We start from the raw sequence: 13,268 nt of genomic DNA, 5'->3' as shown, positions 1-13,268 counted from the left end.
CGGATGGGTACCGACATCAGGTTGGGAGCAGAGGAATGACCGAGCAGAAGGCGGCGAGCTTCATCGCGGCTTGCGTACAGATGAATTCCGGCCGCGATGTGGCGCCCAACATCGCGGCGGCCGGCGACCTCATCCGCGCCGCCCATGCCAAGGGAGCGCAACTGGTAGTGACGCCAGAAAACACCACCCTGATCGAGCCGGACAAAAAAGCCTCGCTGGCCAAGACGCCCTATGAAGCGGAGCATCCGGGACTCGCCGCCTTCGGCGATCTTGCCCGCGACCTCGGCATCTGGCTGGTGATCGGCTCGATGCCGGTGCGCGCCGAGGAAACGCGCATCGCCAACCGTCAATTCGTGTTCGATCCCGCGGGCCGCATTGCCGCGCGCTATGACAAGATCCACATGTTCGATGTCGACCTCGCCACCGGCGAGAGTCACCGTGAATCCGCCCAGGTGCGGCCCGGCCACGAAGCCGTCATCGCGGCGACACCCTGGGGCGGGCTCGGCCTCACCATCTGCTACGATGTGCGCTTTGCCTACCTGCACCGCGCCCTGGCACAGGCAGGTGCAATCATGCTGACCGGGCCTGCTGCTTTCACCGTGCCGACCGGCGAGGCGCATTGGCATGTGCTGCTGCGCGCCCGCGCCATCGAGACCGGCTGCTTCATGTTCGCTGCCGCGCAAGTGGGCACGCATGCCGAAGGTCGTGCCACCTATGGCCATTCGCTGATCATCGACCCCTGGGGCAAGGTGCTGGCGGATGCCGGCACCGGTATCGGCGTGGTCACGGCCGAGATCGACACGTCCCTGGTCAAGAAGGCGCGCCATGCCGTGCCGGCGCTGACCCACGACCGCAGCTTTACCCGGCCGGCGGCGCCCCTCAGCGCTGCGGGCGAATGACACCAAGCAATCACTGCAAGGAGGAAGACATGTCCCTTCGACTTGGCGACACTGCGCCCGATTTCGAGCAGGATTCCACCGAGGGTCGCATCAAGTTTCACGACTGGATCGGCAATTCCTGGGCGATCCTGTTCTCGCATCCCCGCGATTTCACGCCGGTCTGCACCACCGAGCTTGGCGAGGTGGCGCGCCTGAAGCCGGAATTCGACAAGCGCAACACCAAGGTGATCGGCCTCAGCGTCGATCCGCTGAAGGACCATCAGGGCTGGGCCGCCGACATCAAGGAAACGCAGGGCCATGCCCTCAACTTCCCGCTGCTGGCCGACGCCGACCGCAAGGTGTCGCAGCTCTATGACATGATCCACCCCAACACCGACGAGACCTTTACCGTGCGCTCGGTCTTCATCATCGGGCCGGACAAGAAGGTGAAGCTGCAGATCACCTATCCGATGAGCACGGGGCGCAATTTCGACGAGATCCTGCGCGTGCTGGATTCGCTGCAGCTGACGGCGAATTTCAAGGTGGCGACACCGGTCAATTGGCGCGACGGCCAGGATTGCATCATCCCGCCCAGCATTCCGGACAGCGACGCCGACAAGCTGTTCCCGAAGGGCTACAAGAAGATCAAACCCTATCTGCGCGTGACCCCGCAGCCCAACAAGTGATTCTTCGCCAAAGGCTGAGCAACCGCCGCCGGGTCACCGGCGGCGGTTTATCTATGGCGCCAGCAGAACCGCATCACCGCGGCGCAGAAAACCGGCCTGCTTCACGATGCCATACATGCCGGCGACTGCCTTGTTGATGCGAGCCGTCGTCTGCAGGATGCCGGGATCATCCGGCAGGTCGCCCTGGGCCCTGGTGGTAAGGGCACAGCGCAGGCAGGGTTCGTTGACTTCGAAGACCACATCGCCCACCGTCACCTTGCAGCCCATCCAGCCCTGCTCGACAAAGCCCACTTCGTCGCCGCAATCGAAATAGAGATTCGGCCGGAATCGGGAAGGTGCGAACATGCCGGCTGGGTGCTCCTGTTGGAGGCGCCTGAGCGTTGCCGAGGTGATCAGGTGACAGGGGCTGGATTCGTAGAGCTTCGGCACACGCGTACCGTCATTGACCACAAGGGCCGCCTGCATGCCGAGGCGATCGGAGATCGCCTGGTCGATGCGGCTGTCATCGCCGCGCAGGATGCCGTCGCCAAAATCGACCTCGATCGGCGCCGGCGCCGTCCCGTCACGCGGCTCGACCAGATAGCGCGCGCGCCACGCGATCAGTGGCCGATATTTTTTCTTGGCGCTGCTGGCATGGGCGACACAGTTCTGTTCGAGATCGGCAATGGCATAGGCGCGGTCGCCCGGCATGCCATGAGCGGCGAAGGAGGCGGCGGCCACCTCCTCGCCCCCGACGCTTTGCACCGGATAGCGGAAGATGCCGGCGACCTTTGCCACAACACCCAATGTCATTGCCGAACTCCCAGTTGCCAGATCGTGGTTTCGCGCCGGTCGCTGTCCTCGAGATCGGTCGAGGTCGGCACCACATAGCGCGCCAGCTCCTTGAGGCCCGATTGCGGCAGATAGCTGCGCCCGGGATCGCCCATCAACACTGTGACGCCATCCCGCGCCAGTCCGGCCAGCCAGGCGGTGACGCGGTTCGCCATGGGTTGTTCGTAGCAGATATCGCCCGCCAGCACGACATCGACCGCGAGTTGATGGCTGCCGACGATATTCCCCGGCTCGATCTGCACGGTCGCGCCGTTAAGCTCTGCATTGAGGGCAATGGCGGCGATGGCATGAGCGTCGATCTCGGCGGCCGTTACGGTGGCGGCGCCGGCCCTGGCGGCAGCTATCGCCGTGATGCCACTGCCCGCCGCGAAATCCAGCACGCGCTTGCCCCTGACCCATTCCGGGTGATCGAGGATGAAACGGGTGAGCGCCTGCCCTCCTGGCCAGCAGAAGGCCCAGAAGGGCGGCGGTACGCCGAGGTCGTCAAGCTCGCCCTGCGTCGCCAGCCAGATCGGCGTCATCTCGTCGGCGAGATACAGGCGGATCTCCGGTACGAGGGCCGGCCGCGAGATGCGCGTCTGGCGACGGACGAAGGCGACGGGATCCGTCACGCGAGCAGGCGATCCAGCACGATCCCCGCGAACAGGATCCAGCCGATGAATCGGTTGCTGCGGAACTTGCGCAGGCAGTCCTGGGTGTTGTCGAGATCAACATCGCGCCATTGCCACGCGAGGTGCGCAGCGCACCCGAAGAGGCCCGCCAAGGCAATGATTCCGCTGCTTGCCGCAATGAGGGCGCAAGCCCAGAAGGCGAGCGCGGCCGCCGCGAAGCCGACCAGCCAGGGCTTGGTCTGGGCTCCCAGGCGCAGGGCCGTCGATTTGACGCCGACCAGCATGTCATCGGTCTTGTCCTGATGGGCATAGATCGTGTCGTAGAACAATGTCCAGAAGATGCCGCCGACATAAAGCAGGACCGCCGCCCAGGCGAGCTCGCCGGTCACCGCCGCCCAGCCCAGCAGGGCGCCCCAGTTAAAGGTGAGGCCGAGAAACGCCTGGGGCCACCAGGTGATCCGCTTCATGAACGGATAGGCAGCGACCAGGACGAGCGAGGCGGTGCCGAGGCCGATGGCGAATGGCGGAAATTGCAAAAGGATGGCAAGCCCCGCCAGAAGCTGCAGAACCAGAAAGACGAGCGCCTGCCTGACCGAGAGAGCGCCGGAAGCGAGCGGACGGTTGGCCGTGCGCGCCACGCGCGCGTCGAAATCTCGATCGGCGATGTCGTTGACCGTGCAGCCGGCCCCGCGCATCACCAGGGCGCCGATCGCGAACAGGATGAGTGCCTCGATGTCGGGCCATACCCCCGGCGGGGCGGCTAGGGCGATCGACCACCAGCCGGGAAAGAGCAGCAGCCAGGTGCCGATCGGCCGGTCGACCCGGGCAAGGCGCAGATAGGGGCGCAGGGCCGCCGGCACCCGGCGGTCGACCCAATCCCCAGTTGCGATGTCGCTGGCACCCGTCATACCGCCTCTTTGCCCGGCCTTATCAATTCCGCGTTCTGCCGCTACTCTCCTGGCCGCGACCATAGTCAGAGCCACAACGTCCGACAAGAACATGATCCCGCGCCTTTATCTACCTGTCGACCTTGCCATCGGAAACGACGTCCCGGCCGACGACCGTGCCGTGCACTACCTGCGCAATGTCATGCGGCGCCAGCCGGGCGACCCCGTCGTCCTCTTCAACGGCCGCGACGGCGAATTCACGGCCGAGATCGCCAAGATCGGCAAGCGCGGCGCTGCCCTGCGGGTCAAGGCGCTGCGCCGTCCGCAGGCTGGCGTGCCCGATATCTGGCTATGTTTTGCCCCGCTCAAGAAGGACGCCACCGATTTCCTGATCGAGAAGGCGACCGAACTGGGCGTCGCCGCCTTCCAGCCGGTCATCACCAGGCACACGACCAGCACGCGGCTCAATCTGGACCGGCTTGCCGCCAATGCGATCGAGGCGGCGGAACAGACGGAGCGCCTGACCCTCCCGGCGATTCACCCGCCGCAATCCCTCGCCGAGCTGTTGCAACGCTGGTCGCCGCAAAGGCGTCTCATTCTCTGCGCCGAAGCGGGGCCGGCCCTGCCGATCGCCGAAGCGTTATCGGCCTTCAAGACTTCTGTAACATTTTCTAACAGCCCCTATGATCAGTGGGCCATTCTATGTGGACCAGAAGGGGGGTTTGCGCGCTCTGAGCTTGACCAAATCTCAAATCTACCCTTTGTTACCCCGGTCGGCCTGGGACCTCGAATCCTGCGCGCAGACACGGCAGCGCTGACTGCACTCGCCGTCTTTCAAAGCATCCTGGGCGACGGCGCCCAAAGGCCACCAGCACCGCTGGTGCCAATCGGTCAACCGGCCGATCCCGCGGCGCCTGATTGAGTATGGAGACGAAGCGTGTCAGCACCGCCGAAATCGCGCGGCGAACCGGTGACGGCAAAGCGCCAACTGGTCGACTATCTGGAAGCCGGCAACAAGCCCAAGGCGGATTGGCGCATCGGCACCGAGCACGAGAAATTCGTGTTCGACCGCCAGACTTTGCGCCCGGTCAGCTATGAGGCGCCCAACGGCATCGGCGCCCTCCTGAAGGGGCTGACCCGCTTCGGCTGGGAGGCGATCGAGGAGAACGGCAACATCATCGCCCTTGCCATGAACGGCGAAAGCATCACGCTGGAGCCCGGTGGGCAGTTCGAACTGTCCGGCGCGCCCTTGCGCAACATCCACGAGACCTGCCGCGAGGTGGGGACGCATCTCAGGCAGGTGAAGCAGGTCTCGGACGAACTCGGCATCGGCGTGCTCGGCATGGGCTTCAACCCGAAATGGTCGCGCGCCGAGACGCCCTGGATGCCCAAGGGCCGCTACCAGATCATGCGCGACTATATGCCCAAGCGCGGCAAGCTTGGCATCGACATGATGATCCGCACCTGCACGGTGCAGACCAATCTCGATTTTTCCAGCGAAGCCGACATGGTGAAGAAGTTCCGCGTCAGCCTGGCGCTGCAACCGATTGCCACGGCGCTCTTCGCCGATTCGCCCTTCACCGAGGGGAAACCCAACGGCTATCTCTCCTACAGAAGCCATATCTGGACCGACACCGATCCCGATCGCTGCGGCATCCTGCCCTTCGTCTTCGAGGATGGCATGGGGTTCGAGCGCTATGTCGATTACATGCTCGACGTGCCGATGTATTTCGTCTACCGCGACGGCACCTATGTCGATGCCTCGGGGCAATCCTTCCGCGCCTTCCTGGACGGCAAGCTGCCGGCACTTCCGGGCGAGATCCCGACCACCGGCGACTGGGCGGACCACCTGACCACCGCATTTCCCGAAGTGCGCCTGAAGCGCTTCCTGGAAATGCGTGGCGCCGATGGAGGCCCGTGGGAACGGCTTTGCGCCCTCCCCGCCTTCTGGGTGGGCCTGCTCTATGACGATGTCGCGCTCGATGCCGCCTGGGATCTGGTCAAGGGTTGGTCGATCGGCGATCACGAGCAGTTGCGCCGCGAGGTGCCCAAAGCAGCGCTCAAGACGCCCTTCAAGAACCGAACGGTGCGCGATCTGGCGCTCGAGGCCCTAGCCATCGCCCGCGCCGGCTTGCAGCGCCGCGGCGCCACCGACCTCGGCGGCATGGACGAGTCAGGCTTCCTCAATCCCCTGCAGCTCATCGCCGATAGCGGAAAGACGCCGGCCGAGCGGAAGCTCGATCTCTATCACGGCACATGGAACGGCTCGGTGGATCCAGTCTTTTCCGAGTTCGCCTATTGACGCCGAGGAGCCCGGTTCATGCTCGACCCCATTCAACTCGGCCTTTTCCTGCTGGCAGCCATTGCCCTCGCCGCCTCGCCCGGCCCCGGCATGCTCTATGTCGCGGCGCGGACACTGTCGGGCGGTCGCAGCGAGGGGCTGGCCTCCAGCTTCGGTACGGCGCTGGGCGGCATGGTCCATGTGGTCGCGGGCGCCGTCGGCGTCTCGGCCATCCTGATGGCCAGCGCCGAGGTGTTCACCTTCGTGAAGCTGCTGGGTGCGGTCTACCTGGTCTGGCTCGGCTTGCGCACCTGGCGCGCGGCCGCTCTTGATCTCGGCCGGATCGAGGTGCCGCGCAGCAGCAGCCGCCGCGCCTTCCTGGAAGGCGTCGTGGTCGAGGCGCTCAACCCCAAGACGGCGGCCTTCTTCCTGGCCTTCGTCACGCAATTCGTCGACCCGGCCAGGGGCAATGTTGCCGCGCAGTTCATTCTCCTCGGCGCGATCTCCGTCGCCCTCAATACGGCGGCGGACATCGTGATTGCCGTGTTTGCGGCAAGGTTGCGTCGTCGCCTGGTTGCGGGATCGCACTGGCTGCGGCGCCTGCAACGGGCATCGGCCGGCCTGCTGATCGCACTTGGCGTCGCCCTTGCCTTTGCCCGCCGTCCGGCAACCTGACCGATCGGGAAATGGCGCTGCGGCGCCGATTCAACTACACTCGAACCTGAAAACAAGGTGGGGGTAGCCGCATGTTCGAATCGTCGCAGGTCAAGAAACAACGCATCAAGATCATGATGCGGATCGAACTGGATGACGGCAGCGAACGGCTGATGTTCATGTTCGTGGCGCCCAACACAAGGGTCAGCGACACCATCAACGACACTCGCGAATTCCTGCCCTTCGAGAACGCGCATGGCGAGACCGAGATCATCAACAAGCATCATATCCGCCGCATTGTCCCGATGGAGGGACAGGCGCAGGCGGGACGTGGGCCCTATGACGTGCTCGGCATCGATGAGAGCGCCAGCGACGAGGAAGTGAAGGCGGCCTACCGCAAGGCGATTGCCGCAACGCACCCGGACAACATCCAGTCCCTCAATCTGCCCCCGGATTTTGTCGAGCTGGCGACACGCAAGGCGGCCCAGGCCAACGAGGCCTATGCCAGGATCAAGAAGCTCCGCGGCAAGGCAGAGGATTGAGCCAAAATGACAGGACGCCCCGTCAGCGTGCTGCCCCACCATTCATGATCGGCAGCGCCGGGGAATCCTTCAGCGAGCGGAGCACGATCGTTGTCGCCGTGCGCGACACCTTGAGTTTTTCCTTCAGCTCGCACGAGATAAAATTTTCAAGCGCCGCGGTGGTCGGCACGCGCACCTTGAGGATGTAGTTCCAGTCACCGGCGAGGTGATGGCACTCCTGCACCTCCGGATAGGCGGCGATCCTCTCGGCGAAGGCGGGAATGAGTTCCGCGCGGTCGATGAGAACATTGACAAAGGCAAGCAGGTGCAAACCGAGAGCCCCCGGGTCGAGGTCGGCGGTCCAGCCGCGGATGACCTTGGCCGCCACCATGCGACGAATGCGGTCGTTGACCGCTGATACCGACAGACCGATTTGTCGGCCTATCTCGCCATGCGACCAATCGGCATTGCGCTGTACCAGTTCCAGGATGGCAAGATCCCTAGCATCAAGCCTCTGATCCGCGTTCGGCACCCCTGCCCCCATTTCCGGTTCCACGTTTTGCCGGCGAATATAGCGGGGCGCCGGCCGTCCCACCAAGCCGTACCAGCACAACCCGCCGCATCCGCAGTCTGACCGCAAGGTAACGGCTTCGTCACCCGCAACCCGGCATTTCCCCAGGTACCGGTGTTGAATTGGGCCGGTATTTTTCCGGCTCTTCGCGCTGTTCCGCACATGCCGCCGGAAACATGACGGCAAACAGCCCCCAACTGTCGGATTTCCCCCGGACAGCCCTTTTCAGCGCCGGATTCGCCGAACCAAATGCCGCCCGCAAGCGCCCAATGTTGGCGATTGGCCCCATTACAACCCCAGTTGCATCACCTGATCACGCTTCTCCGGCCGCAGCGGGCGGGCCGGACAAGACATTGCAGAGGATTGATCATGAGCCTGAACGCGCTGAAGGATCTGGATCGCACGGCCCACGGCATTGCCACCGGCAACGTCATCACCGGGGCCAATACGCTGAGCGGCAATACCGGGAAGGACAGCCTCGGTATTGCCCCGAATACGGTGACGGCGATCTCATATGCCGGCAACAACATGGCCGTCACAAGCGGCGGCGTCACCATCGCCGGGCTCCATGGCACACTGCATATCAAGCCGGATGGCAGCTATACCTATACCCGCAATACCGCGAACATCTATGACGCCGGTGCGCCGACCGCCGGTGCCCTGGATGTCTTCAGCTATACCGTGACCGACAAGACGGGCGCCATGTCGAGCGCCCAGTTGACCATCGAATTGTTCCCCAAGGCCGCCGTGACGACCGACGCCAAGGGTAACCATATCGGATCGGCCTACGACGACTTCATTGACGTCAACGCCTATAACAGCATCGCGAAGAATGCCGACGGCCAGTTTGCCTTCGACGGCGGCGACGGCCAGGACAAGATCCTAGGCGGCAACGCGATTGCCAACTTCCTTTGCGGCGGCGCAGGCAATGACTGGCTGATCGGCGGCGCCAAGGACGACACGCTGGACGGTGGCGACGGCGCAGACAAGATCGACGGCGGTGCCGGCAATGACCTGGTCAGCTACGCAAAATCAAAAACTGCCGTGACGGTCGACCTCGGCAATTCCAGCAACAACGCAGGCGGTGCAAGCGGCGACATCCTCAGCAATATCGAGGGCATCGTCGGCAGCGCCTTCAACGACATCCTGATCGGTGATTCCGGCAACAACAAGCTCTATGGCGGTGCCGGCAACGACAACCTGAATGGCGGCAACGGCTCGGACCAGTTCCGGGGGGGCGCCGGCGCCGACACCATGATCGGCGGCGATGGCACCGACTTCGCCTATTACGACGATTCGAAGGTCGGCCTGACCATCAACCTCGCCGATTCCGCCAAGAGTACCGGCGATGCCAAGGGCGACATCTACGTCCAGATCGAGGGCGTCCACGGCACAAATTTCAACGATACCATGATCGCGGCAGCAACCGGCAGCATCCTGTTCGGCGGCGGCGGCAACGACAAGCTGACCGGCGGTGACGGCCAGGACAATCTCGACGGCGGCAGCGGCAACGACACGATCGACGGCGGCGCCGGCGACGACGAATTGATCGGCAACAGCGGTGACGACATCCTGCATGGCGGTGCCGGCAACGACACCCTCAACGGCGGCAGTTCGAACGACATGCTGAAGGGCGGCGAAGGCGACGACAAGCTGTTCGGCGGCTCCGGCAATGACGAGTTGGAAGGCGGTGCCGGCGCCGACGAACTGGACGGTGGCGACGACATTGATCTTGCCAGCTACCGCAACGCCACCGCAGCCGTCACCGCTTGGCTGACGGCGCCGGCACTCAATGCCGGCGATGCCAAGGGCGACACCTATGCCAATATCGAAGGGCTGATCGGCTCGAAATTCGGCGACTTCCTTTATGGTGGCGCCGGTACCGACTTTATCTATGGTGGCGATGGCAACGACCAGATCTCGGGCGGCGGCGGCACAGACTTGATTTATGGCGAGGGCGGCGACGACCAGATTTCGGGCAGTGCCGGCTCGGACCTGCTTTTCGGCGGCGTCGGCAATGACAAGCTCATCGGCGGTATCGGCGAAGACACGCTTGATGGCGGTGCCGGTGCGGATATTCTCGACGGCGGCGACGAGGGTGATACCGCGAGCTACCAGAGTGCCGGCGCTGGCGTCACGATCAATCTGCTCAATACCGCCCTCAACACCGGCGATGCCAAGGGCGACGTCTACATCTCGATCGAATACTGGAGCGGATCGAAATTCGCCGACAAGTTCATCGCCAGTGACGATGGCAATATCTTCTACGGCAACGGCGGCAACGACACGATCACCGGCGGCAAGGGCCAGGACTTTCTCTACGGCGGCGCCGATAGCGACACGATCAAGGGCGCCGACGGCAAGGACCTGATATGGGGCGATTCCGGCAACGATCTGCTCTACGGCGGCAATGACGACGACTATATCGAAGGCGGCTCCGACAACGACCAGATCTGGGGCGATGCCGGCAAGGACACGATCTATGCCGGCACCGGCATCGACAAGATCTATGGCGGCACCGAAGATGACAGTCTCTATGGCGAGGCAGGCGACGACACGCTTGATGGCGGCGACGGAAATGACTGGTTGGGTGGCGGCCTGGATAATGACAAGCTCCTTGGCGGAGCCGGCAACGACAAGCTGTACGGCTTCACCGGCAACGATATTCTCGACGGCGGCACTGGCGACGACGAACTGCACGGCGAGGACGGCAAGGATACGCTCCTTGGCAATGTCGGGGACGACATTCTCGACGGCGGCAAGGATGACGACCTCCTTGATGGCGGCACCGGCAACGACAAACTGAGCGGCAGCGAAGGCAATGACAAGCTGACCGGCGGCATCGGTGACGACCAGCTCTTCGGCGGCGACGGCGATGATACCCTCGACGGCGGCGTCGGCAATGACAAGGGTGACGGCGGCATCGGCAATGACAAGATCGCGGGCGGTGCCGGCGATGACACGTTCTCCGGTGGCGACGGCAACGACACACTGGAAGGCGGCGACGGCAATGATACGCTGCTGGGCAACAATCACGACGACATCCTGGTCGGCGGCAAGGGCGATGACGTTCTAAACGGCGGCGCAAACAACGATCTTCTGGAGGGCGGCCTCGGCGCCGACGTCCTGATCGGCAGTTCCGGTTTCGACACCGCCACCTATCGGAATGCGGCGGCAGCAGTGATCGCCGACCTGATGAACAGCGCCAACAATGCCGGCGAGGCACTGGGCGACAGCTATGACGGCATAGAGTCTCTGGTCGGCAGCAAGTACAACGACAAGCTTGTCGGCGACAACAACATCAACTTTCTTTACGGCGGTGGCGGCAACGACTGGCTGGTAGGCAATGGCGGAAGCGATATTCTGGTTGGCGGCGCCGGCGCCGACAAACTCGATGGCGGGGCGGACGATGATATCGTCAGCTATGAAGACGCGACAGCGGCGGTGACCGTCAATCTGGCGAACCAGGCACTCAGCACAGGCGAAGCGAAGGGCGATACCTATATCGACATCGAGGCCATCAAGGGCAGCAATTTCAACGACACGCTTGTCGGCAACGATGACGCAAACATTCTCATCGGCGGACGCGGCAACGACAAGATCTCCGGCGGCAAGGGTGCCGACAGTCTCTTTGGTTACGAGGAGGACGATACGCTGGATGGCGGTGAAGGCGACGACGAGCTCTATGGCGGCCTGGGCAACGATGTGCTCATCGGTGGTGCCGGCGCCGACAAACTGGTCGGCAATGACGGCATCGATACGGCCAGCTACGCAAATCTGCTTGGCGGAATCGCGATTGTCGTCGGCAACACGGCTCTCAGCACCGGCGACGCAAAAGACGACACCTATACCGACATCGAATACATCGAGGGAACGCAGGGCGATGACATCATGGTCAATAGCGGCGTTTCCGGTGTATGGGGCCTGTCCGGCGGCAAGGGTAATGACAAGCTGACCGGTGGCAACGGCAACGACGTACTCAAGGGCGGCGACGGCAACGACACCATCATCGGCAATGATGGCGAGAACCAGCTCTATGGCGATGCCGGAAATGATATCATCACCGGCGGCAAGGAGTCCGACCAAATCTTTGGCGGTGCCGGCAATGATACCATCACTGGCGGCCTCGGCGTCGACACGGTCTATGCCGATGCGGGCAAGGACGCCATCGACGGCGGTGGTGTCGGAAACGGCAGCAATGAAGGGGACACGGTTACCTTTGTCCTGTCAACCACAGGTCTGACGCTGGATCTGGACAATGCAGCAGCGAGTACCGGTTTTGCCGCCGGCGACACTTACCTCAATATCAAGAACTTCGTCGGATCGAACTTTGCCGACAAATTCTATGGCAGCGGCGGGGTTGACTATTTCTTTGGCGGCAAGGGCGCCGATCTTCTGGACGGTCGCGAAGGCGACGACTTCCTTTATGGCGAGGATGGCAACGACACGCTCAAGGGCGGGCTCGGCTCCGACAAGCTGTACGGCTTTTCGGACAACGATGCCCTCGAAGGCGGCGACGGGATCGACTGGCTCCATGGTGGCTCCGGCAATGACAAGCTCGACGGTGGCAGCGGCGATGACTTTCTGTTTGGCGAGGACAATGACGATATCGTCCTGGGTGGCCTTGGCAACGACCACATCGAAGGTGGCAACGGCAACGACACGTTGAACGGCGGCGACGGAAATGACCAGATGTTCGGCGGGCTGGGAAATGACAAACTCGATGGCGGCACCGGCAACGACTATGTCGAGGGCTTCGATGGCAACGACATCCTCAATGGCGGCGATGGCGATGACACGATTGAGGGCTGGACCGGCAACGACTCGCTGAATGGCGGCAAAGGCAAGGACGAGCTATTTGGCGGCGAGGGTAATGACGTCCTGCTTGGCGGCGCCGACGACGATCTTCTTGCAGGCGGCGACGGCAACGACACGCTGTCGGGCGAAGCCGGCAATGACATCATCTATGGCGGCAGCGGCATCAACAAGCTGACCGGCGGTACCGGCGTCGACACCTTTGTCTATAACGAAGCCTTTGCCCTGGTCAGCGACCGGAACACCATCTCGGACTTCAAGCTGGGCGAGGACAAGCTGCGCTTCGATGACATATTCAACGGCGCCGGCAGCGACCTGCAGGATCTGATCGATGCCGGCTATCATGCATCAAGCAGCGGCAGTACCCTTTCGATCTATACCAGCGTGTCGGGCGACCAGGCGGCGATTACGATCACCGGCTGGACCGGGCCGCAGGTCACGTCGATGTACGACCTCGGCTGGGCCCTTGGCGGCGATCTGGTCGTCAACCACTAGGCAGGAACCGAGCCGCCGCCCGGCCCGCGCGGCGGCTC

11 protein-coding genes are annotated in these 13,268 nt (G+C 63.3%); 7 read left to right on the top strand and 4 right to left on the bottom strand.

What is annotated here, in order from left to right:
• Positions 1 to 35 precede the first annotated feature (35 nt).
• Both A8950_RS03615 and A8950_RS03610 read left to right on the top strand, forming a co-directional pair.
• A complete protein-coding gene (locus A8950_RS03615; protein ID WP_133612233.1) occupies positions 36 to 899 on the top strand; it encodes a carbon-nitrogen hydrolase family protein in 864 nt (287 codons plus the stop codon).
• Between the two features lie 29 nt (positions 900 to 928).
• On the top strand, positions 929 to 1,564 hold the full coding sequence (locus tag A8950_RS03610) for a peroxiredoxin (protein WP_133612232.1): 636 nt from the start codon (positions 929 to 931) through the stop codon (positions 1,562 to 1,564).
• 51 nt (positions 1,565 to 1,615) lie between these two features.
• Here the strand turns inward: A8950_RS03610 and A8950_RS03605 are convergent, their stop codons facing one another.
• The 3 genes from A8950_RS03605 to ubiA are packed head-to-tail and all read right to left on the bottom strand — an operon-like array spanning position 1,616 to position 3,914.
• Positions 1,616 to 2,356 carry an MOSC domain-containing protein gene (locus A8950_RS03605; RefSeq protein WP_133612231.1) on the bottom strand — a complete coding sequence of 247 codons (741 nt, stop codon included), beginning with the start codon at positions 2,354 to 2,356 and terminating at the stop codon, positions 1,616 to 1,618.
• A complete protein-coding gene (locus A8950_RS03600) occupies positions 2,353 to 3,006 on the bottom strand; it encodes a class I SAM-dependent methyltransferase (RefSeq protein ID WP_243735519.1) in 654 nt (217 codons plus the stop codon). Before A8950_RS03600 ends, A8950_RS03605 begins: the two co-directional genes overlap by 4 nt.
• Positions 3,003 to 3,914: a 4-hydroxybenzoate octaprenyltransferase gene (gene ubiA, locus A8950_RS03595; RefSeq protein ID WP_133612230.1), complete on the bottom strand. Its 912-nt coding sequence runs from the start codon at positions 3,912 to 3,914 to the stop codon at positions 3,003 to 3,005. Before ubiA ends, A8950_RS03600 begins: the two co-directional genes overlap by 4 nt.
• Between ubiA and A8950_RS03590 the strand changes: the two genes are divergently transcribed.
• The 4 genes from A8950_RS03590 (at position 3,895) to A8950_RS03575 (ending at position 7,370) form a co-directional block, all read left to right on the top strand.
• Complete coding sequence (locus A8950_RS03590; protein ID WP_243735518.1) at positions 3,895 to 4,815, top strand: 16S rRNA (uracil(1498)-N(3))-methyltransferase; 921 nt, start codon at positions 3,895 to 3,897, stop codon at positions 4,813 to 4,815. The genes ubiA and A8950_RS03590 overlap by 20 nt on opposite strands.
• Positions 4,816 to 4,830: 15 nt before the next feature.
• Positions 4,831 to 6,195, top strand: a complete 1,365-nt coding sequence (locus A8950_RS03585) for a glutamate--cysteine ligase (RefSeq protein WP_133612228.1) — start codon at positions 4,831 to 4,833, stop codon at positions 6,193 to 6,195.
• Positions 6,196 to 6,213: 18 nt separating this feature from the next.
• On the top strand, positions 6,214 to 6,849 hold the full coding sequence (locus A8950_RS03580) for a LysE family translocator (protein ID WP_133612227.1): 636 nt from the start codon (positions 6,214 to 6,216) through the stop codon (positions 6,847 to 6,849).
• A gap of 71 nt (positions 6,850 to 6,920) precedes the next feature.
• Positions 6,921 to 7,370 (top strand): J domain-containing protein, encoded by a 450-nt coding sequence (locus A8950_RS03575; RefSeq protein WP_133612226.1) that lies wholly within the window; start codon positions 6,921 to 6,923, stop codon positions 7,368 to 7,370.
• Positions 7,371 to 7,392: 22 nt separating this feature from the next.
• Here the strand turns inward: A8950_RS03575 and A8950_RS03570 are convergent, their stop codons facing one another.
• Positions 7,393 to 7,881 (bottom strand): Lrp/AsnC family transcriptional regulator, encoded by a 489-nt coding sequence (locus A8950_RS03570; RefSeq protein ID WP_166644976.1) that lies wholly within the window; start codon positions 7,879 to 7,881, stop codon positions 7,393 to 7,395.
• A 408-nt stretch (positions 7,882 to 8,289) separates the two neighbouring features.
• Here A8950_RS03570 and A8950_RS19925 point away from each other — a divergent pair, with 408 nt between their 5' ends.
• Positions 8,290 to 13,230, top strand: a complete 4,941-nt coding sequence (locus A8950_RS19925) for a beta strand repeat-containing protein (protein WP_279513017.1) — start codon at positions 8,290 to 8,292, stop codon at positions 13,228 to 13,230.
• Positions 13,231 to 13,268: the final 38 nt, after the last annotated feature.

The organism is Dongia mobilis (assembly GCF_004363235.1).
GTDB lineage: Bacteria > Pseudomonadota > Alphaproteobacteria > Dongiales > Dongiaceae > Dongia > Dongia mobilis.
Note: the sequence above shows the minus strand (reverse complement) of the source record. Positions and strands in the feature narration are given on the sequence as shown.